A 26,124-nucleotide genomic window follows, 5' to 3' on the forward strand; every position below is an offset into this window, starting at 1 on the left:
ATCGCGAGCAGGCTCGCTCCTACAGGTGATGCGTTTTAGCTGTTTGATCCACCCGCCTGCTCCGCCACCTCCTGTCGGGACAACTCGATCATCTTCGCGTTGCGCGCCGCCGCCTGTTCGAAAAGCTGGCTCAAGAAGGCAGCTTCATCGGCGTTGTCCACCTCCTCCTGAACATCCATCTCATCAAGTGCCTGGAAGACCTCAGGGTATTTCTCCTTGAGATAATTCACCCAGTAATCGCGCTGGATCAGGTCTTCAAGAAAGGTGTCGGAGCGTTCTGCATTAAGGATCTCAGTGCGCATTTCCGCCATTTGCCGAGGCGTGACGCCCGAGGCATAAGTCATGTGTTTCGGTTGCCCTGGCAGGCTCAGGCCATCATCCCATCCATCCGTCAGGCCGATTCGATAACCCAGGCGTACCTCAGCCTCATCCTGACCAGTACGAGTGGCCTTTGTGGCCAGCTCATCCACCTTGTCCAGACGAAACAACTGCCGGGACAACCTCAACAGTGCTTCACCTTTCACGCTCAGACCTCCAACAGGAATATCGAGCAAGGCATTGTGGGTGAACACTTTGCTTTCCAGCCCGCTGAACGTCAGGATCCGACCGTCGACACAGGTACCATGGGTCGCGGAACTGGCGAACAACACCTCACGCAATTCGGTGTTGCTGGCGGCGGCGTCCATGACTGTCCACACTCGCCGGGTCAGGTCGGCATTCGCCACTCTGAACTCTTGCGTATCCTGCAATCGGGCAATCAAATGGAAGAACGCCGCGTTGTCCGGTTCCGCCGCCAGTTGATTCCAGATCTCGTTTTTACCGGCCAATTCCTCGGGGGGAGCATTGGCTAACCAGGGCTCCTTTTGTGCGGCGTCAGGCTCGGTTTCAGCGAGTTCTTCATCAGATTCGACGGTTTCGCTGCCCTCTTCGTCGAAACCATGGGCATCATCAATCAAGTCATCCAGATCAGTGCGCGTGAACCCCAGAACGGTCTCGTGCAAACCCTGTTCGCGATAGGTCCTCAGCCGCTCAAGGCTCTCCAGCGACAGGTTGTAGTTGTCGCTCAGATCGATACCGCCCAACAGAACTTCGTGGCTGCCATCCAGCGCCTGTTCAGGAATCGATGTGATGTCATTGCCACTGAGGTTCAATACTCTGAGCCGATAGGAGTCGAGCACACCGTCCGGCCATTCGGTCAGATTGTTGTTGCGCAGATCGAGCGTCTCCAACGCTTCAAAAGTACCGACATCAAAGGTATCCAGTTCGTTGTAGCTCAGGTCCAGCCGTTTCAACCGCTCCAGATGAGCCAACGAGGCATACAATTGCTCGTTATCGCTTACAAGATTCGAGGACAATTCGAGCCATTCCAGCTTACCCATGTATTGAACCGGGTCAGGCACAAGTTCCAATTCATTGCCATTGAGTTCCAGTGTTTTCAGTTGCGTAAATGCCCTGAGGAACCCATCTGAACCTTGGGTGGTAAGTTTTACACTCGTTAGATACAAGCTACCCACATGGTCGAACGCTACGGGCAGCTCGGGCAGGTCTCCCAGTTGCAGACCATTCAGATTCAACACGGAATCCGAACTGCCGGATGTGCCGGCCAAACCTTCGCGCCAGCACTCAAGGATTCGTAAAGCACCCAGCCTGCGAGTGCCCGAAGACGTCATCCAGCCAGCTCCTTGAATGCCTCGCGTATACAGCCAGCCATTCAAACGACGGGTGAGCAATTCAAAGGTTTGCTCCCATTCGGCAAGTCGCGAGCTGAGTTGCGCGTCCGTTAAGCCATTCGTGCGCATCTGTTCGATCACCTGCACGGCGTCTTCATCGGCGAGGTCAGGTTTCAGACGTTGCAGGCGTTTAGTCAAAACCGCAGGCCCTTCTCCCACCGGGACTTCTGTCAACGGCAGCAAATGACGAGCGATCGATCCCCCGCTCTCGGACGGCGGAAAAACCGTCGGCACCTCTTCCAGATCAAACCGCTCGAGGGTCCCGAGTGGCAAACCTTTGGCGAGCTCCACACGCTGTCGGGCGAGTTTTAGCGTTGCGATGGATTGCACGGTCAACGGCGTGCCGGTCAGATTGGTCTTGAGCAGCATGTCATCCGCAAGCTGCACGGGCAGTTCACTGAGCTGACTGTCACGCAGATCCAGCCAGGTCAGTTCTGGCAAGTTTTGCGACCCTATTGGCCATTGATGCAGATTCGTGCCGCGCAGACTCAAGGCTTTGAGGCGAGTCAATGCACTGACGTCCAACGATTGCAGCGGATTGTTACGCAGGTCCAGGTACTCGAGAGCCTGCAACCCCTCAATATGTTGCACAGCTGCTGAACCGGCACCAATGCTGTTGTCGGAAAGGTTCAGATGAATCAATTGCCCAAGTTCACCGGGCGCTATCGGCACTTCAGTCAATTCATTGCGGCTTAAGTCGAGCCTTTGAAGTTCAGTGAATCCACCGATGAAGCTGCGAATCCGTTCTGCGGACGCTTTGCTGCCCTTCAAGTACAAGGTCTGCACATGTGGGAAAGCACCGGCCTGCAGCTCGGGAAATTCACTGAGTTCCAGATTCGGCAAATCCAGCACCGACGCATCGCCTGTCGAGCCATAACGTTTGAAGACACCATTGCGCCAGCAGTCTTTCAGGGCATTTTTCGCCCACGTCCGGCCCATCATCTCCTTGATCATTGGCGTCTGTATCGCACGACTGGACCAGTCATCGAGTTGTCGGTCGAGCACGCTGTATTGCTCACTCAAGGCCTCAACAGCCGCAAACCTGGACTCGGCGTCCTGCCATTGCTCGGCAAACTGATTGAACACCCCGTCGAGAGAGTCGTTGATACCTTTGCCAAGACGTTTTAACTCACCCTTGCTGTAGCCCCTGACCATTTCCTCCAGATCAATTAGGTGCGCAGGATGATTCTTGACGTACTCATACGCCGGCTTGAAGTTTTCCCGCAGGAAGCTTGACCAGTCCAGCGACAGTCCGGACCAGAGTTTTTCATGCCCTTCGAAAACGCTATCGGGCAATGTTCTGATCCCTGTGCCTTTCAAGCTCAAACGCTCAAGCCGCGGCAGTTCGAAAACCCCGGCAGGCCATTCGAACATTGAAGGGGCAAGGACCTCCAGGCTACGCAATTTGTGCAACCGGGAGACATCCAGGGTTAGCGGCGCATAACTGGCGGAAGAAACCGTGAGGTCTTCAAGCCCCGTCAACGCATTCAACCTCGACGGCATATCCACCGCGTATGAAGTCGCTGAGAACAGGCTCAGGTCCCTGAGGTCGCGCATTTCGCTCAATGCTTCGGGAACGTTGCTGAACTCGTTGCCTGTGGCATTGATTCGCAGCCGTTTAAGCTTTGGAAACCTCGTCAAAAGGGCATCGGCGTTGGCGTCAGTGATGCATTGGCCCCGGACATTCAGATCACGTACATGGGAAAAATCCGCCGACAACTGAGGTATCGGGTCGTGGCAGACCAAATCCAGCAACCTGAAGCGGGAGTGTTCCCCGGCCAACGGCGAATTGCGCCAACTCTGTTTGATGTTATGCGCGACCGAACTCCTGCTCCCCAGCATCGACTGCAAAATGGAATCCGGCACCGGTTCGCCAACCCATTGATCGAGCGTCGATTCCAGTACTTCCCACTCACGCATGCGCGCCTGCAAAAGGCTGTAAATCTGTGCGTCGGTTTTGCCCGCGCGCAACTGCGCCAGGATAAATCCGCTGGCTTGCTGATCGGTGAGCGCCGGATACACATCCTGCACCCGCGTCACCAGCGAAGGATTCAAACCTTGCCCGCGCCCGCTGGCGAAGTAACCCACCCTGCGCTCGGTGATACGTTCAGGTGACTTGAACGACTTGCGGTTACCGGCGCGCTCCGCCAACAGGCGTGACAACGTCGCTCGATGTTCGATGGCCGAGTCGATGACGGCCTGCTGCAGACTGGCACCCTGACTGACGTGGGGAACACCCAGTGCCTGACGGGATTCATCGGGCAAGGCGTGCATGATCGAAGCAAAAAAGTTGTCGCCGCTCACCGGCACACCATTGAGCGCTTCGCCACGCTCATCAAATGCCTGATAGGAAGGTCCCTGTTTCACGAGGTACTTGCGACGGGTGGCTGTTTCGCTGCCGATGCCATCGATGAGTGGACCGTTGATATGACCGTCGCGAACCTCCAGACGTACCTCGCTGGACCATCCCGGCAACTTTTCCAGGGCATGCAGGGCGAGCAACCGGCTGTCTGCGGACGTCATGTTGCCCGTCTGCAAGTCGAGGAAAGCGCGTGCCTCACGCCCCTGCTGCGTGTACCAACGGGCCTCTTCCAGCATCCTCAACGGTATTCGGCGTGTTGCTTTGACACGTGACAACTCTTCGGCATTAGCGTCCAGCAAAACCCTCCGGGCGGCCGCGTTACTCAGCCCCGGGCTGGCACGCCGCAACTTTTCGACCAGTTCGCCACCGATGCCAGGCTCGCCTTCGAATAGCCGCAAGGCGTCCGCCAGTGCTGGAGGCGGCGGCATATTGTCCATGTGCATCTTGCGCAAGGCGTTGTCTTCGACGCCACAGGCGTCGGCGATGTCGAGCAACTGCTCATCGGAGAAGCCCTCGGTGATGTGGCCGATGCGCCGCAGCAGCGTCAGGCGATCCCATGTTCGCGGGCGCTCCAGCGTATGGCGCCAGGCGCCGTGCCCGTTGTGTTCGAGGATCGGCTGCCAGGCCTGCTTGTCCGTCGGATGCCGGATGCGCCATTTCTCCAGCGATGGGTCAAAGGTTGTTTCATAGACCTTGCCGCTCTGCCGGATAAAGGTTTTGCCATTGACCGGATACTGTCCCAGCTCATCAGGCATTGAATGGCGATCCAGCGTGATATTGCTTTCGTAGGCGCTAAGGTCAGGTTTCCATAACCGGGCTTCACCATCGGCACGCTTGACCGGCTCCAGGCGTTCGATCACCGCTTCAGGTTTCACCGCCGTCAACCTGGCCAATCCTTTACCGCCACCGGCCATTACCGCGATCAGTGCCAGATTCTCGGCCACATCGACCAGATGCCCTTTGGCTGCAACCCGATCGCCCTCGCTCCACTCGATCGCCCCCTCGAACGATTCGTATAGCAGTTGACCTGCCATGACCGTCAGCATGATCTCGCCCAGCACCGGTACGAACATCGACACCATGTTCAACCCCAGCATGCCGACTTCCAGCAGGTGATTGAGCTTTTCTGCCCGCACCCTGGCGTCGACATCAGCCGTGGGCACCGCATGACTGCGTGCATCGGCGATCACCTTGGCGCGGTTTTGTTCGTAGAGATAAGTCCACAGATCAGTGTTGGCGGACCAGATACCGTCCACGCCTTCGCGAGTGATCCCGAAAGGATTGAGGTAGGGATCGTCGACCGGCTCACGTTTGCCCGGCCGTTCGGGTGGCAACTCTTTGATGTGCGCTGCCGTTGATAGCGGCGGTAGGTATTGGACGACTTTCATCCAAAACGAACGCAAAGGATCGACGGGAGCGTCAGCGGCTTTGCGGGTGAACTGGCTGAAGTAATAAGGACGGTCGGCGTAGGCCACGAACTGGCTGAAAAAACGCTGGTGAGCCGTCGGCCCGTCATCGGGGGCAGGCGATGCATCCCGGGCGGTGAACTGGCGCTTGAACTCTTCACGCATCTGCTCGGAGGTGTAGCGCTTGAGCGGGTGCTCCGGGTCATGGGGAATGTAGACGATGAAATCGCTGGTGTAGCGATATTGCTCACTGATGCTGAATACCACGCAGCCTGTCATCCGGCGCTTCATCAAATTCAAGTCACGAAACCAGACGGGCTTGTTACCGACCTTGGGATGAATTTCGCCCTCAGTGACTGAGAGGATCATTGTGTAGTCTTCGGGCTCGATGTCCTTTTTCAGCAGAGCCAGTTCGGCTGCGGCCCGCATTGCCGCTTTCTGACTGGCAATGAACTGCTGACGAAGTGTCTGCACATCCGCTGACTGGAAAAACGCTTTCACACGGGTCTGGTACTGCGCGCCGATATCCAGTTGGCGACACAGTGTCAGGAACTCGCTGACCGTCATTTCGAAGGTAGCAACCTGGAACGTGCCCGGAGTCGATGTCTCGACAACAAACCCGGACTGGCGATGAAAGGCACCCTCCTCACACTCGGATGCTTCGAAGTTATGCAGCGCCGCCTGTAATAGCGACAGCTTCAGCACCTCAAACGATGAAACTTCTATTTCAAACACGCCCACCTCCAGCGGGCGCCTGAGACAGACTTGGGTTTTATTGACGTTTACTTCAACGCCAAAACGTTCCTTCAAGGCTTTGGTGAGTATCGGTTCGGCAAAGGTGTCGATGTCTTGCAGCGCTGACATCGTCTTGTCCAGTCGGGACTGCGCAGCAAAACTGGCGTTGAAACTGTCCTTGAGTGTCTGCTGTTGCCCGGTTGACGACCGCTGATACCAGTCCGGTGCACGCGTGCCGGTGTCCTTGATTTCGGCCCGTCTTTGCGGCGTGGCATTGATCAGCCATTGGGGCGTCAGTTGTTCCAGTAGCTCACTGTGAATGCTGCTTTGGCCTGGAAGCGGCCGGGACGAAATCGGCGGATGGTTAGGCATATTGTCTCTCCAAAAAAGTGGATCGACAGGACACCATTTCGCCAAGCCGCAACTGCGGTAGATAGTTATCGCATTGAGAAAAACCGGTAACGAATTGCGTCGATCCGCAGGCAGGTTCAGCACAACAGGATTCGTCGTATTGGCTATGCTTTGAGGACTTATTTCCAGGCGAGGGATATATGGACGATCCAGTCGACAACAAGCCGCCGACGTTCTGGCAGATGCTGCACAGTGTAATGGCCGCCGCATTCGGCGTGCAGAGCGGAAAGAATCGCGCGCGGGATTTCACCCACGGCAAGCCGAGTCATTTCGTGATTCTGGGGATCAGCTTCACCGCCGTGTTTGCGCTCGCGCTGTTCGGCATCGTCAAACTGGTGCTGTATCTGGCGGGGATATGAAGCGGCTCAGTGCATCAGGGTTTGCAGGGTGAACGGGTAACGCCAGGACGTCGGTCGCCCTTTTGCCGAGAGCTTGTGAAAATCCACACCGAAATCCTGCTTGGCGCCCATTGCCAGCAGGCGCTTGGCTTGTGCCCGGTCAATCAACTGCAACAACGGAATCTGCCGGTCGCGACCGCCGTACTGGCTGATGTCGACACCTTCGTCGTAGTCGTGTAATTGCACCAACGCCCAGCCGCCCAGGCTGAAGTGCCCGCCGAGCAGCACGCTCAAACGGTTGTCCAGCAACGCCTGCAATGCTGCGGGCGAATTGTTGATGGTGCCGAACAGCGCGTCCTTGCCGGGTTTGCCGCCAGACTCTTCAAAGGCGTGCATGACGCCAAAACCCATTTCGTCATTGGCGGACCACACCAGCGAGGTCTGCGGGTAGCGTTTGAACAGGACCTTGGCCTGTTCGTAGGCGCGCTCGCGGGTCCAGCCGCCGTACACCATCTGCCGCAGGCGCACTTCAGGATGCTCGGCCAATGCCCTGCGCATGCCTTTTTCACGCAACTGCGCGGACGGCGTGATTTTCAACCCCGAGAATGCCAGCAGGTCGATGGACTGACCGGGAGCCACCGGACGGTGCAGCCGAATCAGTTCCTTGAGCATCAGGTAGCCGCCCTCCTCGTCGTTGGGCACAAGGCTGCCGACCCAATCGGGGTATTTGTCGGGCCGGGCACCGAGCAATCGCATCTGGTCCGGGGTCAGGGCGTTGTTGACGATAAACAGCTTCACTCCGCTGCCCTGGGCCAGGCGCAGGATTTCCGGGGCGATGTATTGCTCGTTGACGAACACCAAGTAGTCAGGCCGCTTGGGCCCTTGCAGCGCATCGCGCGCCTGTTTGATGGTGATGTCGGAGTTGCGGTCGGAATATTCAATGTGCAACTCCATGCCCAGGTCCTTTGCGGCCGCCTGCATGAATTGCGAGTAACTGACCCAGAAAGCTTCTCGGGTGGTTCCTGGATTAAGGAACAGCACCGACGCCGCCTGAGCGCAAGGTCCCACGACCGTACCCAGCGTCAGCAATACGCCACACAGAAACTTCAACATTTGTCGTCCGAGCCCCCGGAAATTCGCCGCGCATTATAGCCAGCGAACGCCCGCAAAACGGCGTTTATTCCGGTTTTTGTCCGACAATCGTCGGAACGAGGCCCGGACGGGGTCGCTTATTGGTGACTGACCCAAAATACCGCAGTGCCGACGACCAGAATGATCAGGAACAGAATCGCCCAGGCATCGACCGTGCTATCGCTTTTCCTTGCTTTGGTTGGGTTGCTCATTGCATCGCCTCTTGTCGGTTTTATCGGTGATTGCATAAAGACTCGACCACAGTTAAGACGATGATTGTCCGCACGACAAATGTGGGTTAGTTGACAACAATTCTCGTTAGTCGATTTGGTTCTTTACATATACTCAAACATCACTTTTGCGCATAACTGCAAACTGGTATCTTGCCCCGGCTCCATAGGGAGTGCGCGGCCGTGCGCGCAGAATTGCAGAGGCTCTTTCGGACTCAAGCAAGCACAAAAACGCAGCTGTATCCGAGCGACCCAAGCCTGAGAACAGGACTTATATGTACGTATACGACGATTACGATCAGCGGATCATCGAGGACCGCGTCAAGCAGTTCCGTGATCAGACCCGACGCTATCTGGCAGGCGAGCTGAGCGAAGAAGAATTCCGCCCCCTGCGCCTGCAAAATGGCCTCTATATCCAGCGTTTCGCGCCGATGCTGCGAGTCGCGGTGCCTTACGGCCAACTGACTTCGCGTCAAATGCGAATGATGGCCAAGATTGCCCGCGACTACGACAAGGGCTACGCCCACATCAGTACCCGGCAGAACGTACAGTTCAACTGGCCGACCGTGGAAGACATCCCGGACATTCTCGCTGAACTGGCCACCGTGCAGATGCACGCGATCCAGACCAGCGGCAACTGCCTGCGCAACGTCACCACCGACCAGTTTGCCGGCGTCGCTGCCGATGAGTTGATCGACCCGCGCCCATGGTGCGAGATCGTCCGCCAGTGGACCACGTTCCACCCGGAATTCGCTTACCTGCCGCGCAAGTTCAAGATCGCCGTCAACGGTTCGACCTCGGACCGTGCCGCCATCGAAGTCCACGACATCGGCCTTGAGCCGGTGCACAACGCCGCCGGCGAACTGGGCTTCCGTGTGCTGGTCGGTGGCGGCCTTGGCCGTACGCCGGTGGTGGGCGCGTTCATCAATGAATTCCTGCCGTGGCAAGACCTGTTGAGCTACCTCGACGCCATCCTGCGTGTTTACAACCGCTATGGCCGTCGCGACAACAAGTACAAGGCGCGGATCAAGATTCTGGTGAAGGCACTGACGCCTGAAGTCTTCGCACAGAAAGTCGACGCGGAAATGGAACACCTTCGCGGTGGCCAGACCACGCTGACCGAAGCCGAAGTGCATCGCGTCGCCAAACACTTCGTCGACCCGGACTACAAGGCACTGGAAAACCAGACTGCCGCACTGGCCGAACTCGATCAGCAAAACCCTGGCTTCGCCCGCTGGCGCACGCGCAATACCCTGGCCCACAAGAAGCCGGGTTATGTTGCCGTGACCCTGTCCCTGAAGCCGACCGGCGTTGCACCGGGCGACATCACCGACAAGCAGCTCGACGCCGTGGCCGATCTGGCCGACCGCTACAGCTATGGTCAACTGCGCACTTCCCACGAGCAGAACATCATCCTGGCCGACGTCGAGCAGGACAAGCTCTTCACCCTGTGGGGCGAGCTGCGCGAGAAAGGTTTCGCCACGCCGAACATCGGCCTGCTGACCGACATCATCTGCTGCCCGGGCGGTGATTTCTGCTCCTTGGCCAACGCCAAGTCGATCCCGATCGCCGAATCGATCCAGCGCCGTTTCGACGACCTGGACTACCTGTTCGACATCGGCGAACTGGACCTGAACATCTCCGGTTGCATGAATGCCTGTGGTCACCACCACGTCGGCCACATCGGCATCCTCGGGGTGGACAAGAAAGGCGAAGAGTTCTATCAGGTGTCCCTCGGCGGCAGCGCCAGCCGTGACGCCAGCCTGGGCAAGATCCTCGGCCCGTCCTTTGCCCAGGAAGCCATGCCTGACGTGATCGAGAAGCTGATCGACGTGTACATCGAACAACGTACCGAAGACGAGCGTTTCATCGACACCTATCAGCGTATTGGCATCGACCTCTTCAAGGAGCGCGTCTATGCAGCGAATCATTAAGAACAACGAAGTCGTCGACGAAACCTGGCACCTGTTGCCCAAGGACTTCAACATCGACGAGATCAGCAACTGCGATGATCTCATCGTGCCGTTGCAACTGTGGCGCGAACACAGCCGCATGCTGTTGGCCCGCGATGGTGGCCTGGGCGTGTGGCTGGATGCCGATGAAGAAGCCGAAGAGATCGGTGAAGACGCAAACCAGTTCAAGGTGATCGCCCTGAACTTCCCGGCCTTCACCGACGGCCGCAACTACTCCAACGCCCGCCTGCTGCGTGACCGTTATGGTTTCAAAGGCGAACTGCGAGCGATTGGTGATGTGCTGCGTGACCAGTTGTTCTACATGCACCGCTGCGGCTTCGATGCGTTCGCGGTTCGCCCCGATAAAGACCCGTACGAAGCCCTGGAAGGTCTCAAGGACTTCTCGGTGACCTATCAGGCTGCCACCGACGAACCGCTGCCGCTGTTCCGTCGTCGCTGATCAGCGAATCGACATAAAAAAAACCGGGGATTTCCCCGGTTTTTTTATGGCTGCGAGATAACGTTCAGCGTTACCAGAAACGTTGCTGGGTCAGACGACTCCACCAGCTCAGCAGAACGCGGTCGACCGACCCGCTGGCCGCCATGCCGATACGCTCTTGCAGGCTTTTACGCTCGGCGTAGTGCAAGTGATAGAGCTCGGACTGCTTGGCGCGCTCGGCCAGGTATTCGTCGCTGGTCTTGAGTTCGTCCACCAACTGCTTGTCGAGCGCCGCGACGCCGAGCCAGATTTCCCCGGTGGCCACTTCGTCGATGGCCAATTGCGGGCGATAGCGGGACACGAAGTTCTTGAACAGTTGATGGGTGATGTCCAGATCTTCCTGGAACTTTTCCCGACCCTTCTCGGTGTTTTCGCCAAACACCGTCAAGGTGCGCTTGTACTCGCCGGCGGTCAGCACTTCGAAGTCAATGTCGTGTTTTTTCAGCAGGCGATTGACGTTGGGCAACTGCGCGACCACGCCGATCGAACCGAGGATCGCGAACGGCGCGCTGATGATCTTCTCGCCGATGCACGCCATCATGTAGCCGCCGCTGGCCGCGACCTTGTCGATGCACACGGTCAATGGCACGCCGGCCTCACGGATACGCGCCAGTTGCGAGGACGCCAGACCGTAGCTGTGGACCATGCCGCCGCCGCTTTCCAGGCGCAGCACCACTTCATCCTTCGGCGTGGCGAGGGTCAGCAGCGCGGTAATTTCGTGACGCAAGCTTTCGGTGGCCGAAGCCTTGATGTCGCCGTCGAAATCCAGCACGAACACCCGGGGTTTGGTCTCGGGTTGTTTCTTCTGCTTTTTCTCGGTTTTAGCCTGGGACTTGCGCAGGGCCTTGAGCTGGTCCTTGTCGAGCAAGGTTTGCTCCAGCCGTTCACGCAGCCCTTTGTAGAAATCATTGAGCTTGCTGACCTGCAACTGGCCGGCGGACTTGCGCCGACCTTTGCTGCGCAAAGCGGCAAAACTGGCCAGGACCACCAGAATGGCGATCACCAGGGTCACGGTCTTGGCCAGAAAAACGGCGTACTCGGACAAAAACTCCATAAGACATCCAATGAGGCTTGAAAGGCTCATCATATGGGTTCGAGGCGAACAATGTCTAACTCATTGGTGACAGTTTGTGGCGCTGTTGTGACACTCAGAGCATGGCCTTTGGCCTCAGACCAGCACCATCTTAGCCCCCGCCTCGGCCACCATTTGGGACCACAGCGGGACCGACCTAAAGAGGCGCACATGCGTAGGCGGCAAGGACCCATGCGGGCACGCGGCAAGGCTCAGGCGCGAGGCCTACGGGGGTATTTGCATGTCAATTAAGACTGAGGTGGTCTTAGAGAAATTTTCTCCATATTTTCCTCAGACTTTATGGGCCCTCATGCCACCGCATAGACCTCAGCGACCAGCTCACCAAGGACCTCAGAGATGGCCTCAGCGTTAGCGATCCCACAGGTCGCCCCAAGGATGCCGACAAGCTTCCAGAACGCTCTGGACGTTAGGACAGCCTTCACGACTGCCCACGGTTTCATATGGACCATCGTTAAGGCTCCTGTTGATATGGTTCGTGTTGCAGTAGGTATCGTGGTGAAGCCTCAAACACCCGGATTTGTAGCGGATGAAACTCAAACCTTAAATTGGCTTGAGGCTTCCCACGAGACCCACGAGGTCCCCGCGAAGGGACCCCAATGGTTCTTGATGGTGGTGTTGTTACTCTTCTTCAGGCTCAGCGAAGACCACGCGAGTGATTAGCGGAAAGCTAACTGTCTCGGTCTGCAACTTCTCGGTAGGGTCGGCAGGGTTAGCCAGCTTCAAGCGAACTTTGCCCTGAGCGATTACGTCAGCCACACCGGTGACCTCAAGATCCCAGCCTTGAATGGCCGGATTGCGAGTGGTCCTTACGTCCCAGATGTCGCCGTCTGGTCCCTCACGGAAGGACAACGAAGAGAAGCCCATAGGCAGCATGAACACACCATGGTCTTCGCCTGAGTAGAACTGAGTACGGGTCCCCAAATAGTCTTCAAGGTCATCGTGTCCAGCACGCTGAGCGGCACGGTTCAGGACAGCAGACAAGGCCACAGGCATCAGCAGCACGAAGGACTCAAGGTCGCGACCCACTGCAAGGTTCAGGTTCATGGTCAGGGCGTCCACGATGTCCTCTGCACGCTCACGCGGAGTGGCACTCAAGGCACCCGTAAAGGTCTTGGTCTCAGTGGACTGAGAGTCCTTCAAGATCCCCGCAACGACACCACCACAGGTCAGCTCAAAGTCATCCAGCAACTTCTTACCGGTCTGCTGTAAGCCCTCACCGGACCAGCCAGCAATGAGATGAGCGTCCAAGAAGGTGGCACGGAAGGAGAACAATGCGGCCTTGTCGCAAGGCTCCGTGAAGATCACGTCCCCGACAATAGCCTGACCATTGGTGAACTCTGATTTGTCACCGTAGATGCTGGTACGAGGGTCGAAGGTAACCGAACGGTTCTGCATCACGACCAGTTGTTGAGCGGTTGGCTCAGTCTTGGCCGGACGGAACTCGCAAGGGATCGCATTAGCCGCTTCTTCCTTCCAGTCGCCCTCATTGAAATACTCGTCGAGGGCCTGAGAGAAGATCTCGACGTAAATACTGGTGTCCGCTGCCATTCCTTCCTTGATCTTGTCGGCACGGGTGAACTGAATACGGGTCGAGCCCTCAGTTTGGGACACGGTATATGCGTTGGGTGCTTCGTATTGATCGCGTTTCATGATGGGTATTTACTCCTGAATAAGTTGTCTTGAAGGGTTCGTAACGAGGGACGCTGTGGGGATCAGTCAAAGTCGGGGAAAGAGGACCATGCACCACCACCTCGGGCAGCTCGGGTCTCTGCACCCATACGGCGAATGCGCTCGTTCTGAGCGTTCTTCACAGCACGCTTACGCTCAACTTCAAGACGCGTCGGAAGGACCTGCTCTTTGGCTCGTTCAGCGAACCATGCAGCCTCAGCGATGCGTTTGGCCTCCTGCTGTTCTTCCTTAGCGAAGACCGTGAAGGCCCGACGGGTCTCTACAGGGAACGCGGCGGTACTCAGACCAGCATCACGGTACTGGCGGACGATCTCGGTGACCTTGGGGTCGTTCTTGCCAGCCATAGCCAACAGACCAGCCAGCATTACGCCCTCGGCATATTCTCGGGATACGACTTGGCCTTGAACTTCAAGACGATCAGGGGTGTTAACGATGTTCAGTTGCATGGGGTTGTGTCTCCTAATAGACACATAGATCAAGCCGTGCCGCATGGGCGACGAAGACCAGAGGCCAAGGAGTAAGCCACTCCGGCGCCGTCACGGCTTGTCTATATGTTCTGGGTTTGAGGGATGTATTCGACGACTGGGGGTGAAGCTTTTGCGGGTCGTCAAGGGACCTTCGGGCAGCATGGCGGACTGACCTAATGGGCACTTTTGGGTAGGGTCTTGCGGGTGCTGTTGGGGTGGTCGTTAAGCGATATGAGCGGACTCAGGAGAGAGGTCCAGGAATCGGGGGTACGCAATTGGTTGTCGGTTCAACGGTACGGACAAAGGCACCATCAAGAGAGCGTCCAGATGGATACCAGCGGCTATAAGGCTGTGCATGAAGGTCACCAAGTAGGCGCCGTGTTTCTCCTTCAAGAAAGCCTCAAGGGCCGCTTGATCGACTACACGACCACCCAAGGGATGGATCATTGAGATGGCCTTGCGCTTGTAGATATCGGTCCACTGATTGCGGATGGTGATGAGCTTCATACGTGACGCTGGGGTCGGGCATAGCTTGTTGAGTAGGTCGAGGTAGCTCATTGCTGGACCACCTGAGAGGAAAAACTGGGACGTCCTACACGCTTAACTGTCGATTGCTTGGCAGCTATCTTTGCCCTGCTCTTCTGAGCCTTCGTCTCAGCTACCTTTAGGTTGATCTCTTCGGCCTTGTTACGGAGCCAATCCAGACCACGAGGTTTTACCCGCCAGCCTTCACGATTCCCAAACTCCGAAGAGGCTTTCACAAAGGCACCCTTTTCAAAGCCGGACTTGTGTGGGCGTGGCGAGCCCTCACGGCTACCGAAGTTATCCATGGGGTATACAAAGGAGCCCATTGAGACCAAAGCGTCCAAGGCGAGTCGAGGTTGTTGAATACCAGCCACACGAGAAGCCTCAGTCCATGTCAGACCAGCACCACGGGCTTTCATGTCGAGGGTCGAGGCCTTGGGCATGTTGGCGTCAAGGTCTGCCCTGAGGCTACGGGACTCGGCTACAGCATTATTACGCATGGCAACAAAGGCATGGACGACCATCAGATAGAAGTCAGTTGAGACCCACATGGCATAGGCAATGGTCCCGGCCTCAGTAGCGAAGGTGCCACCAAGATCACCGTTTACGGTCTGCAAATTTGCAGAGCGTCGCAACTCATCAGCCACAGCATTACGCCATTGCGACGGTGCTTTTGACTCAGAAAGGTCAAGGCCCTTTTGAATCTCGTTGAGGTTCCACATACGATCTTGATTGGCAGAGAAAGTCCGACCGTTAATGACCACAGGTAGAAGTTCGGAAGTTTGCATTTCATGGTTTCCTTTTGATTGCTCCCTGAGTTCGCATCCACAGGCCAGCACAGAGACCCCATGACGGGTTCTGGCGAGTAGCACAGGGAGCAATCAGAAAGACTCTGTTGGCGTAGTGACCATGCGAATGGCCTTAGAGGTGGACGGTGTGTCCGGTGTATGTGAGGGTTTTTAAATGGCATCCAATATTGAGGACACCTGAGAACTCAAGACTACATGACGCGTTACGATGAGTGACCCTATGAGGCCGTTGCTTGCAATCATGGTCTGAGAAGACCTGAGCCTTTGTACTTAAAGGACTCTTAAAGTCTTTTAACTTAGAGAGAGAATATAAAGATTACTATCTGATATTCATCATAGAGGATCTTTAAGTTAAAAGGCCCCTGTAATCACACGATCAGCAATAGGAGGCCCAAACCTATTAATGGTCCATCAAGCCATTCAGAGGCTCGATAGACAGTATCGTTGTGATGGTCCTCGTAACTGGACCTCAGAGGACCCCGAAGGGTTCTGACTTGGTGGTCTCATGTGTCTGGTGGAGTGAACCACGCTGTCACGTTGAGCCTTGCCCACTGGGATCACCTTGAGGGTGACTTAGCGGTTACGGTGGGGTGACTGTGGGTCATCCCGGTATATGTGAGGGTTTTTAAATCCCTGTCGCAATAGTGAGGGGTTTTGACAGCTAAGGTCTATCAACGGCGCCCTTAAAGAGCTTCGCCCCGAAAGTAACAATATCAATGCCCCCTCTTTTCTAATGAAGCCAAGCACAACAGCCTGCTCAATCGAGGCGCCTCACTAAAACCTCACAAACTTTTACCATTTGCCTTTTTTATGCTTTCGTCGGCAACCTCACAAATAAACTGAGCAATAGACGAGGCGACACTTCCGCTATCAAATAAAAAATCAGTCTCGTATTGATATTCACCACTAACATCCAAAGATATCAGCTTACCCATTTTATTTTTGCAATCCCCAGCAGTGACATACCACTTCGCAGATCTATAGTTGATGGCTTTGAGTTAACCACCCTCCCCGTCAATACCGCAATAGGTATACCACTCCTATTTTTTGTAAATTCAAATGAGCCGGGCTTGGCTTCCCACTTTGTACCATCGTCTGACACTGCAAGATCGATCCAATTTTTTTCAGCAAACGCGGAAAAACTGACGAGTAAAAACAAAGCACTCACTACAGCAACCATGCACCTATTAAACACCCTCAACATTTCACTCACCCCACTGGTCAAGATCACTGGAATCTAATATATTTTTTTATATCCAACAAACCAAACTTAGAACCTCATCATCAAAGGGCCGCATTTCGTAGACTTTGATAGCACGTACAGCCTCTCGCTCATCTTTTAGGCTCATCTACGCCTGTTCATTGCCTACCTGTAGATTTGAAGTAGGGCTGCCTCAACCCGAAAGCAGGCCGCATCGCAAAGCAATACCGACACCATAAAAACGCATCTGAAACTCCTTATTTTGAATGCTCGATCATAGCTGCCTGCCATTATTTAGCTATCAGCCAGAGCAATCTTAAGCGCCTCAACCATCCTGCCCATCTGTACGGACCTTGACGACCCATAAAGGTCGAACGCAAGGGTCCCCGAGCTGTGTCCGAGAATCTCCTGAACGGTCCCGGCTGGAACCTCAGCGGCCTTCATGGCGCCCGACAAGTGATGACGTATTGAGTGGAACGTCCGACCTGTATTGGCCTCAGTCCCCAGCACATCCCGAAGCAACTGATTGAGCATAGACGTGAAGCCACTTGAGGACATCTTGAACAGCCGACCGTTGGAAGTCTCAATGAAAGCCTTCAACGCCTTGAGGTCCAACCCATAGGCCGACACTACGGGCACCTTCCTGACGCTGTACTTGTTCTTGGTGGTCTTCTCGTCGTTGGTATTGATGTCCATGACCAACACGCCTTGAGCATCCTCAACGAGGTCCTTAGAGGTCAACTGGTGAAGCTCACCGATACGCGCCCCAGTGACTACAGCCAACGACAATGCCCAGCGCTGCCATGAAGTTGCAGGCAGACCATTGGCGTGAGTCATTAGTGTCGCTATTTGGTCCGAAGAGAAGGCCAGACGCCCACTGTCAGTTCCTCTGGCAATCTGAAGTTTCTTATCGAATGACTTCGAGATGTAGTCGTTGACCACGGCCCATGTCATCACGGTAGAAAGCTGAGTAAGGATCTTATTGACCGAGGACGGCTTACGACCCTCCAAGAGCTGCTCCCGCAGAGCAACCATATGAGCCCGTGTGTGATGCTCCAAGTCCAGGTCACCAAGACCAGCACTGAGGACTGCGCAAGTGGATTTGATGTTCTTCATGGTCGAGGGCGCCACGTCATCCTTGCGTTCCTTAATGTACAGATCGGCCAGCGCCCTGAAGGTCCTTTGGGGGCTTGTCTCTGTGGGGACTTCACGGATGCCTTGAGGAGCCCTTACAGATAAGGACGGAAAAGGAAGAGAAATACTATTATTAGACCCCGATCCATTCAGTTCCTCTATGACATCCACGAGCCCCTTCAAGTCCCCTTGAAGTCTCCCCTCCGCTGCCTGAAGAACTCGACTACCAGCGCTCACAGCCTTCGCCTGAGGGACCGTTAAGGGCACCGTGCGGGCGATTTCCAACAGATCTTCACGAAGGTCCGAATAGACCTGACCCAGCCCCATGTCCTCACGATCCCACACCGATCCGGTCGCCAAGGCATCCTCAGCGATCTCCTTGAGGCGCTCCCTTAGTTGTTCCCAAGTGGCCTCAGGGTTGTCGAGGTGGAAGGTTCTGAGTGTGGTCAGCAAGTGCTTAGCGGTGGTCATAGCAATAGGTCGATCCGTGGTGCGCAATGAGAGCTGAACAGCGTCCGTACAGGACCCTTGAAGTCGAACGCGCAGAGTGTATCGCCCCTGTCGACGATAGATCCAAGGCTTAGCGAGTTGTGACAGTTTGTGGCGGTTTGTGACAGTGCTGCCCTGAGGTGGGAGGTGGTTCATGGTCAGAATCCCGTGTGCGCTGGGGTTGACCTCACTGGTCGGAGTTGGACAAAAACTCCACAGGGACTCCTTAGACGATGCGCGGCATCAACGCGCGCGGGATACCACCAGCATACTCATGCGCCGGCCTTGCGACCAGCCGTGAAACCTCTGGCAACAGGCGTGTAACGGGCATTTCAAACAAGCGTATGTTTTTTCATTGACAGCTCACCGCCATCCTCATAACCTCGCCAAACCTTCAACGTACCGGGATGACGCGGACGTGGGCAGCATCTATTTGATTCGACATGGCCAGGCCTCCTTTGGTGCAGACGACTATGACGTCCTGTCGCCGACCGGTGTTCGCCAGGCAGAAATTCTCGGCCAGCACCTGGCCGAACTCGGCATCAGCTTCGATCGCTGCCTGGCCGGAGACCTGCGCCGCCAGCAGCATACCGCCAACAGCGCGCTGGAACAGTTCGCCGCCGTGGGCTTGCCGGTGCCGATCCTGGAAACCGATTCCGCCTTCAATGAATTCGATGCCGACGCGGTGATTCGCGCGTTGTTGCCCGCCATGCTGGCCGACGAACCTGAAGCCTTGGACATCCTGCGCAACGCCGCACAAAACCGTGCCGAGTTTCAGCGCATCTTCGCCCTGATCATCGAGCGCTGGCTGGCCGGCACCTACGACACACCGGGCCTGGAGAGCTGGCTGGGTTTCGTCGAGCGCGTCCAGGCTGGATTGCACCGCATCCTCGAACAGGCCGACAACACGCAGAAAATCGCCGTGTTCACTTCCGGCGGCACCATCACCGCCCTGCTCCACCTCATTACGCAAATGCCTGCCAAACAGGCCTTTGAATTGAACTGGCAAATCGTCAACACCTCGCTCAACCAACTCAAGTTTCGTGGTCGCGAGGTGGCCCTGGCTTCCTTCAACAGTCATGCGCACCTGCAACTGTTGAAGGCCCCGGAACTCATCACGTTTCGCTGAGTCCGGACTATTGTGACCCTGGCTGTAATCACCCTGCTCTTATTACCCTGCTTTAAATACCAGAAAAAGGATCAAACCATGACCTCCGTAGCAGATGCCGTACAAGCAATGAAAGCCAAGTTCAACCCAGCCGCCGCTGCCGGTCTGGACCTGGTCTTCGGTTTCCGCATCGACGACACCAAGAACTTCTCGCTGGTCGTCAAGGACAGCACCTGCGAGCTGCTGGAAGGCGAAAACCCTGACGCCCAGGTCACTCTGGTGATGGACGGCGAAACCCTGGAAGGTATCGTCAGCGGCGAAACCGACGGCATGCAAGCCTTCATGGGCGGCAAACTGCGCGCTGAAGGCGACATGATGCTGGCGATGAAACTGTCCGAGCTGTTCCCGTCGTAAGACGGAGCTTCTCAGTTAGCGATTCTGTTGCACACGAAACCCGCCCCTTGTGGCGGGTTTTGTCGTTTTCGAGGCAGCGACGGTCCAACCGGGATCAAGGCTGTAACAACAACGCCACCAACGCACTCCACCCTGTCTGGTGACTGGCCCCCAGACCACGGCCGGTTTCACCGTGAAAATACTCATGAAACAACACCAGGTCACGGCTGGCAGGGTCAGCCTGCAGTTGCGCATACGCCGCCATCGATGGTCGGTTGCCCTCTTCATCGCGCAAGAACAGTCGGGTCAGACGCTGGCTCAGGCTGTCGGCCACCTCCTCCAGTGAGGCCAGAAAACCTGATCCCGTGGGGTATTCCACCGAAAAATTCTGATCGTAGTAGCGGTGGAACTCGCGCAAGGACTCGATCAGCATGTAGTTGATCGGCATCCACACCGGTCCGCGCCAGTTGGAGTTGCCGCCATACAGCCGTGAGTCAGACTCCCCCGGCTGGTAACGGGCACAGAACCGGTCACCATTGATCTGCGCGCCGAAGGGCTGGTCAGCAAATGCTTTGGACAGCGAGCGAATGCCAAAGCCAGAGAGAAACTCATCTTCACCCAGCATGCGTTTGAGCAAATCCTTGGTACGTTCGCCACGCAGCAGGGCCAGCAGAAACCGGTTGCCTTCACCCGGCTCGGTCCAGCGCGAAACCAGGCTCGCCAGATCCGGTCGATGGCGCATAAATCCCAGCAAGCGCTCGCGCAAACCCGGCAATCCCTCGTGTTCCTGCTGCTCAAGCACTTGCACGGCAAACAGCGGCATCAGCCCAACGATGGAGCGCAGGCGAAGCGGCTCGTTGACACCGTCCGGGCGATGCAGCACGTCATAGAAAAACCGGTCCTGCTCATCCCACAAACCTTCGGCGTCGGAGTCGACTTTATTGATCGCACCGGCGATGTAGAGAAAATGCTCGAAGAACTTCACCGCGATGTCGACGTACACACTGTTGCGCTTGGCCAACTCAAGGGCGATGCGCATCAGGTCCAACGCATAGGCAGCGACCCACGCCGTGCCATCGGCCTGATCGAGTTCGTAGCCGGGTGGCAATGTCGACGAGCGATCAAACAACGCGATGTTATCCAGACCAAGAAACCCTCCCTGGAAAAGATTGCGACCCTCCGCGTCCTTGCGATTGACCCACCAGGAAAAATTCAACAGCAATTTATGGAAAATCCGCTCGAGGAAATCCATGTCTCCTACCCCGGTCAGCCGCTTGTCCTGCTGATACACGCGCCAACAGGCCCACGCGTGGACCGGCGGGTTGGCATCGTCGAAGCGCCATTCATAGGCCGGTAACTGGCCATTGGGGTGCATGAAGCGATCTTTGACCAGCAGCAACAATTGATGCTTGGCAAACTCCGGATCGATCAGCGCGAAGGCCACCGCCTGAAAGCCCAGGTCCCACGAGGCGTACCACGGATATTCCCAGGTGTCGGGCATGGAGACGATGTCAAAATTCGACAGGTGCCGCCAATGGGTGTTGCGAATGTGCGAGCGTCCGGACGGCGGCGCAGGTTGTCCCGGATCGCCGTCGAGCCACTGATTGACGTCGAAATAATAAAGTTGCTTTGACCACAGCAATCCGGCCAGCGCTTGGCGTTGTACGTTGCGCGCATCGGGGTTGTTGATTCCACGTTGCAGCGCTGCATAGAACCCGTCGGCCTCGGCGCGCCGACGCTTGAACAGCGCCTTCGCGTCCACTTCAGCTGAACCCGACCGGGCGAAACGCAGATAAACGCTGCGACTTTGGCCACCCTCGAATGCCAGTACAAAATGCGCCGCCACCCGTGTGCCAGCGTCACGGCGGATCGCGGCGTCGATGCCATCGACCACAAAGTCGTTGATCCCGTCCTTGTACGGACCGGCCGCCGCCACACCATCAAGTTTCGGGAAATTTCTCTGGTTTTCGCAGAACAGCCACTCGCAATCTTCCTCGCCCCAGGCCGTGGCCTGCCGATCTGCCAGTTGCGGATGCCGGGCCAGAACCTGATCGCCGGCCAGTGTCAGGCTCGGTTTCTGCCCGTCGACCACCCAGCTCCAGGTGTTGCGCGCCCAGAGCTGAGGCAATACGTGCAAACGCGCCGGCTGATCGGCGCGGTTGTGCACCGTGACACACATGAAGATGTCGTCGGGCGAGTGTTTGGCGTACTCCACTGTTACGTCGAAGTATCGGTTGTCCTCGAACACGCCGGTATCGAGAATCTCGTACTCGGTATCGGTCAGTCCACGCCGGGCGTTTTCCGCGATCAGGTCGGCGTAGGGAAATTCGGCCTGAGGGTATTTGTAGAGCATGCGCATGTAGGCATGGCTCGGCACGCCATCGACATAAAAATACAGCTCCTTGACGTCTTCGCCGTGGTTGCCTTCGGTGTTGTTCAGGCCGAACAGACGTTCCTTGAGAATCGGGTCGCGCTCGTTCCACAGCCCCAATCCCAGGCACCAGTGCTGAGCCTTGTCAGAAAACCCCGCCAGCCCGTCCTCGCCCCAGCGATAAGCGCGACTGCGGGCATGGTCGTGGGGAAAATAGCGCCAGGCATCGCCATCGGCGCTGTAGTCCTCGCGCACCGTGCCCCACTGACGTTCACTCAGATACGGCCCCCATTCGCGCCAGGCATCGGCCTCGCTGCCGAGCAGACGCTGGCCTTCGACGGTGCCTTGGATGTTCGCAGCGGGTTTGGCGGTCATGGCGGGGCCGTTGGGCGAGAGACCGTTGCAGTGTAGTGCCTCGGCTGACCGCTTGACTGAACACCAACGTAGCAGCTGGCGTCACCTGCTCTTACAATGCAGCACTTCCCCAACCGGCCACCCCATGGACATCGACCTCGCCCGCACCTTCCTGGAAATCGTCCGCCACGGCAGCCTTGCAGCCGCCGCCGAGAAACTCCACGTCACCCAGACCGCGATCACCGCTCGGGTGCAGAAACTCGAAAGCCAATTGGGCAGCACGCTATTCGTGCGCAACCGTGCCGGGGCGCGGCTGACGCCCAATGGCGAGGCCTTCGTGGTGTACGCCAATCAACTGGTGGAAACCTGGGAAGCGGCGCGACGGGACCTGCCGTTGCCCGAGGGTTACCACGACGTGTTGCACATCGGTGGCGAGGTCAGTCTGTGCAACCCGCTGATGCTCAGTTGGGCCGGCGAGTTACGAGAGAAAATTCCCAGCCATGCCTTGCGCATGGAGATCCGCGACGGCGAAAACCTGCTGCGCCAACTGGAACTGGGGGTTCTGGATGCGGCACTGGTCTATCAGCCCGAGTACTGGCCGCGCCTGCAAGTCGAGCAGATTCTGGAGGAAAAACTCATCCTCGTACGGCTACCCGGTCACCCCGATCCTTACGTGTACATCGACTGGGGCCCGGATTTCCGTCGCCAACACGATGCCGCGTTGCCGGAAAAAGCCAAAGCTGCCCTGAGTTTCAACCTCGGTCCACTGGCCTTGCAGTACATTCTGGAGAATGGCGGCAGCGGCTACTTCCGCACCCGCGTCGTGCAGAGTTACCTGGAAAGCGGCGTGCTGGAGCAGGTGCCCAAGGCCCCGGAATTCAGCTACCCGACCTACCTGGTTTATTCCCGCGATCGCGATTCGGAAACCCTGCAGCGAGCCTTCGATCTACTGCGCGAAGTGATCCGGTCCGATGATGACTGGTCGCAACGCTGGAACCCGCTGACCTGAATCCGCTTTGCACCGGATCATGGCAGTTGTGTCCTCAAGGTTCGGCCCGCCAAAACGCCGGAATCGTCTAATCTGCTGGAGATAACAATAACGACAGGTGATTGCAGTGAGGCAGACCACCGAAGCATTCCGCAGCCGTTACCGCGCCAACATCCATCCGCTCTACAACCCCTGGCTGCACGGCACCTTTGTGCTGTTGTTCGGCCTGTTGTCCATCGCCGCATTCTGGAGCACCGTGCAGCAGGTGCAACCGCTGGAGTGGCTGGCGGTGCCGCTGACCTTGCTGTTTTTCAACCTCGGCATTTACATGGTGCATCGGCACCTGGGCCATCACAAAAAAGCCTTCGCGCGGATGTTCTACGCACGCCACGCCGGTGACCATCACAGTTTTTTCGCCCCCGGGCACATGACCTACGACAGCGCCCGTGACTGGCGGGTGATCCTGTTTCCGGCCTGGCTGATCGTGTTGCACACACTGGTCATCAGCCTGCCGATCTGGTGGTTGCTCAAGCAGTTCGATGCCAATGTCGCCGGGCTGGTCGGCGGTTGCCTGGTGCTCGGTTACCTGACCTATGAGGTGTTTCACGCCTGTGAACATCTGCCGCCGCACAATCCGTTGACGCGCCTGCCGTGGATTCGCCAGATGCGTCGCCTGCATGAGCTGCATCACCGCCGCGAGATGATGCAGGAGCGCAATTTCAACATCGTTTTTCCGTTGATGGATTACCTGTTCGGCACCCTCTACTGGGAACCGGAACACGCCACCCCGTACCTGACGAGAACGCCCATGACCCGCATGCAGCACCAGATCGAGATTGCCGGAACCCCCATCGACGTACTCGCCTACGCCAGCACCGTGACCCGTTGGCCGGAATGGCATCCATCGTCGCTCAAGATCAATGGCCAGAAAGGCTCACTGCATGCCGGCGCACGGTTCGAAGAGGACATTCGCGCCGGCGGCCGTGATGGGCATTTGAGCTGGGTGGTCGACGAGTATTTGCCCGGGCGGCGCTGGAGTGCCCGGGCCGATGGTGATCATGGTCTGTCGTTGGTGGTGACCTATGAATGCGCGGCCGAGGGGACTGGCACGCGATTCGTTCGTACCCTCGAATACCAGTTCAGTGGCCTGGGGATGCGCGTGGCCAATGCACTGCTGCTCAAGCGGCGGATCGATCGCGAGTCGGCCGAATCGATGCTGGCCCTGCGCGAAATGGCGCAAAAGCATCTGGCGCAATCGGGAGTCAATGCGTGAGTCGATTCATCAGGTTCCGCCATTGGCTGCTGCTGGTGATCATCGCCATCGGCGCATTCCTGCTGCTGATGCCGACCAAAGTGCAACCGGTGGCCTGGACGCCGCCGCCCGCACCCTCCCTCACCAGCGGCGTTTATGCCGATAACACGCGACTCAAGGGCGTGGAACGGGTCGGCGCCGCAGACATCGACGGCCCCGAAGCGCTGCTGCTGGAAAACGATACATTGATCACCGGCTTGCATGACGGCCGGCTGATCCGCACCAGTCTCGACGGCAAGGTCACCAAAGTTTTGGCCGACACCGGTGGTCGGCCGTTGGGGCTGGCCCGTCATCCCAATGGCTTGCTGGTGATCGCCGATGCGGTCAAGGGTTTGCTGTCGCTCGACGCCCAGGGTCGACTGGTAGCGATGACTACCGAGGCCAACGGCGTGCCCTTCGGTTTTACCGACGACGTGGCCATCGACAAACCCGGTCACTACGCCTATTTCAGTGACGCTTCCAGCCGCTTCGGCTACGGCAAGGACGGCGAGGCGATCATCGAGCACGGTGGCGACGGTCGTTTGCTGCGTTACGACTTCCAGACCGGCAAGACTTCGGTGTTGCTGGATAAGCTGGAGTTTGCCAACGGCGTCACGCTGGGGCCGGACGATGCCTTTGTGCTGGTCAACGAAACCGGCGCCTATCGCATCAGTCGCTACTGGCTGAGCGGACCGAAAGCCGGCACCCACGATGTGTTTATCGATAACCTGCCCGGTTTGCCGGACAACCTGTCATTCAACGGCCGCGACCGCTTCTGGGTCGCCTTGTATGCACCGCGCAATGCCTTGCTGGATGCCACGGCGGAGCACCCATTCGTTCGCAAGATGATCGTGCGGGCCATGACCGTCCTGCCCAAACCGGTAGAAAAACGCGCCTTCGCATTGGGGCTGGATGTTGAGGGCAAAGTCATCGCCAATCTGCAGGATAGTAGCGACGGCAACTATTCCCCAATCACGACGGTGAGGGAGTATGGCGACTGGTTGTATTTCGGATCGCTGAAGGCGAAGAACATGGCTCGATTGCCGTTGACCACCGCATTGCAATAAACACCACAAAACCTTGTGGGAGCTAGCCTGCTAGCGATAGCGGAGTGTCAGACATCTGTTGATCAACTGACAGATCGCTATCGCTAGCAGGCTAGCTCCCACAGGGTACAGGGCACAGAATTCAATTCAGATCGGAGTCGATACCCTCGTCCTCCGGCACATCATCAATGCCCGGTTCTTCTTCAGGATGTTCAGTGGTATGGGCCGGGCTTAACGGTTGCGGACGGGTCGGCATCGGGTCGAAGCCACCCTGTTCTTCACTGGGATATTTCTGTTTCATGAGGCACCTCGCCTGCCGCCCGTCTTGTCGGGTTCTGAACATTCGAGGTGCCGGTTCTTATCGCCGTTCCA

General features: G+C 57.1%; 19 protein-coding genes. 8 read left to right on the forward strand and 11 right to left on the reverse strand.

Going from position 1 to position 26,124, the window contains the following annotated elements; all coding sequences use genetic code 11:
- Positions 1 to 35: 35 nt before the first annotated feature.
- Positions 36 to 6,605 (reverse strand): NEL-type E3 ubiquitin ligase domain-containing protein, encoded by a 6,570-nt coding sequence (locus tag V6Z53_RS18610; protein ID WP_338581078.1) that lies wholly within the window; start codon positions 6,603 to 6,605, stop codon positions 36 to 38.
- Positions 6,606 to 6,784: 179 nt separating this feature from the next.
- Between V6Z53_RS18610 and V6Z53_RS18615 the strand changes: the two genes are divergently transcribed.
- Entirely contained in the window at positions 6,785 to 7,003 is a 219-nt protein-coding gene (locus V6Z53_RS18615) for a DUF2970 domain-containing protein (protein ID WP_338581079.1), read from the forward strand.
- Positions 7,004 to 7,009: 6 nt separating this feature from the next.
- Here V6Z53_RS18615 and V6Z53_RS18620 read toward each other — a convergent pair whose 3' ends face one another.
- Positions 7,010 to 8,095, reverse strand: a complete 1,086-nt coding sequence (locus V6Z53_RS18620) for an ABC transporter substrate-binding protein (RefSeq protein ID WP_338581080.1) — start codon at positions 8,093 to 8,095, stop codon at positions 7,010 to 7,012.
- 523 nt (positions 8,096 to 8,618) lie between these two features.
- Between V6Z53_RS18620 and V6Z53_RS18625 the strand changes: the two genes are divergently transcribed.
- The gene (locus V6Z53_RS18625) at positions 8,619 to 10,277 is read left to right on the forward strand and encodes a nitrite/sulfite reductase (RefSeq protein WP_338581081.1); all 1,659 of its coding nucleotides are present in this window, start codon (positions 8,619 to 8,621) and stop codon (positions 10,275 to 10,277) included.
- Positions 10,261 to 10,755, forward strand: coding sequence for a DUF934 domain-containing protein (locus tag V6Z53_RS18630; protein WP_338581082.1), 495 nt, complete (start codon positions 10,261 to 10,263; stop codon positions 10,753 to 10,755). The genes V6Z53_RS18625 and V6Z53_RS18630 overlap by 17 nt, the downstream gene beginning before the upstream one ends.
- A 70-nt stretch (positions 10,756 to 10,825) precedes the next feature.
- Here the strand turns inward: V6Z53_RS18630 and sohB are convergent, their stop codons facing one another.
- The 7 genes from sohB to V6Z53_RS18665 all read right to left on the reverse strand — a co-directional run bounded on the left by sohB (position 10,826) and on the right by V6Z53_RS18665 (position 18,183).
- Positions 10,826 to 11,848: a protease SohB gene (gene sohB / locus V6Z53_RS18635; protein ID WP_338581083.1), complete on the reverse strand. Its 1,023-nt coding sequence runs from the start codon at positions 11,846 to 11,848 to the stop codon at positions 10,826 to 10,828.
- Between the two features lie 657 nt (positions 11,849 to 12,505).
- The gene (locus tag V6Z53_RS18640; RefSeq protein WP_338581084.1) at positions 12,506 to 13,537 is read right to left on the reverse strand and encodes a hypothetical protein; all 1,032 of its coding nucleotides are present in this window, start codon (positions 13,535 to 13,537) and stop codon (positions 12,506 to 12,508) included.
- A gap of 62 nt (positions 13,538 to 13,599) precedes the next feature.
- Positions 13,600 to 14,022 carry a hypothetical protein gene (locus V6Z53_RS18645; RefSeq protein ID WP_338581085.1) on the reverse strand — a complete coding sequence of 141 codons (423 nt, stop codon included), beginning with the start codon at positions 14,020 to 14,022 and terminating at the stop codon, positions 13,600 to 13,602.
- A gap of 243 nt (positions 14,023 to 14,265) precedes the next feature.
- Positions 14,266 to 14,601 carry a hypothetical protein gene (locus tag V6Z53_RS18650; protein ID WP_338581086.1) on the reverse strand — a complete coding sequence of 112 codons (336 nt, stop codon included), beginning with the start codon at positions 14,599 to 14,601 and terminating at the stop codon, positions 14,266 to 14,268.
- Positions 14,598 to 15,356, reverse strand: a complete 759-nt coding sequence (locus V6Z53_RS18655; protein ID WP_338581087.1) for a hypothetical protein — start codon at positions 15,354 to 15,356, stop codon at positions 14,598 to 14,600. The genes V6Z53_RS18650 and V6Z53_RS18655 overlap by 4 nt, the downstream gene beginning before the upstream one ends.
- Before the next feature lie 943 nt (positions 15,357 to 16,299).
- Positions 16,300 to 16,545, reverse strand: a complete 246-nt coding sequence (locus V6Z53_RS18660) for a hypothetical protein (RefSeq protein ID WP_338581088.1) — start codon at positions 16,543 to 16,545, stop codon at positions 16,300 to 16,302.
- Between the two features lie 327 nt (positions 16,546 to 16,872).
- Positions 16,873 to 18,183, reverse strand: a complete 1,311-nt coding sequence (locus V6Z53_RS18665; RefSeq protein ID WP_338581089.1) for a tyrosine-type recombinase/integrase — start codon at positions 18,181 to 18,183, stop codon at positions 16,873 to 16,875.
- 436 nt (positions 18,184 to 18,619) lie between these two features.
- Between V6Z53_RS18665 and V6Z53_RS18670 the strand changes: the two genes are divergently transcribed.
- Both V6Z53_RS18670 and V6Z53_RS18675 read left to right on the forward strand, forming a co-directional pair.
- Complete coding sequence (locus V6Z53_RS18670; protein ID WP_338581090.1) at positions 18,620 to 19,330, forward strand: histidine phosphatase family protein; 711 nt, start codon at positions 18,620 to 18,622, stop codon at positions 19,328 to 19,330.
- A 78-nt stretch (positions 19,331 to 19,408) separates the two neighbouring features.
- A complete protein-coding gene (locus V6Z53_RS18675; protein WP_019409572.1) occupies positions 19,409 to 19,723 on the forward strand; it encodes an SCP2 sterol-binding domain-containing protein in 315 nt (104 codons plus the stop codon).
- Between the two features lie 94 nt (positions 19,724 to 19,817).
- Here V6Z53_RS18675 and V6Z53_RS18680 read toward each other — a convergent pair whose 3' ends face one another.
- Positions 19,818 to 22,448 carry a glucosidase gene (locus V6Z53_RS18680; protein ID WP_338581091.1) on the reverse strand — a complete coding sequence of 877 codons (2,631 nt, stop codon included), beginning with the start codon at positions 22,446 to 22,448 and terminating at the stop codon, positions 19,818 to 19,820.
- Positions 22,449 to 22,572: 124 nt separating this feature from the next.
- Here V6Z53_RS18680 and V6Z53_RS18685 point away from each other — a divergent pair, with 124 nt between their 5' ends.
- From V6Z53_RS18685 to V6Z53_RS18695, 3 genes are all read left to right on the forward strand, one after another.
- Positions 22,573 to 23,436, forward strand: coding sequence for a LysR family transcriptional regulator (locus tag V6Z53_RS18685; protein WP_338581092.1), 864 nt, complete (start codon positions 22,573 to 22,575; stop codon positions 23,434 to 23,436).
- Between the two features lie 106 nt (positions 23,437 to 23,542).
- Positions 23,543 to 24,688 (forward strand): SRPBCC family protein, encoded by a 1,146-nt coding sequence (locus V6Z53_RS18690; protein ID WP_338581093.1) that lies wholly within the window; start codon positions 23,543 to 23,545, stop codon positions 24,686 to 24,688.
- Entirely contained in the window at positions 24,685 to 25,773 is a 1,089-nt protein-coding gene (locus tag V6Z53_RS18695) for an SMP-30/gluconolactonase/LRE family protein (protein ID WP_338581094.1), read from the forward strand. Before V6Z53_RS18690 ends, V6Z53_RS18695 begins: the two co-directional genes overlap by 4 nt.
- 121 nt (positions 25,774 to 25,894) lie before the next feature.
- Here V6Z53_RS18695 and V6Z53_RS18700 read toward each other — a convergent pair whose 3' ends face one another.
- The gene (locus V6Z53_RS18700; RefSeq protein ID WP_338581095.1) at positions 25,895 to 26,053 is read right to left on the reverse strand and encodes a hypothetical protein; all 159 of its coding nucleotides are present in this window, start codon (positions 26,051 to 26,053) and stop codon (positions 25,895 to 25,897) included.
- Between the last annotated feature and the right edge of the window lie 71 nt (positions 26,054 to 26,124).

The organism is Pseudomonas sp. MAG733B, assembly GCF_036884845.1.
Taxonomy (GTDB): domain Bacteria; phylum Pseudomonadota; class Gammaproteobacteria; order Pseudomonadales; family Pseudomonadaceae; genus Aquipseudomonas.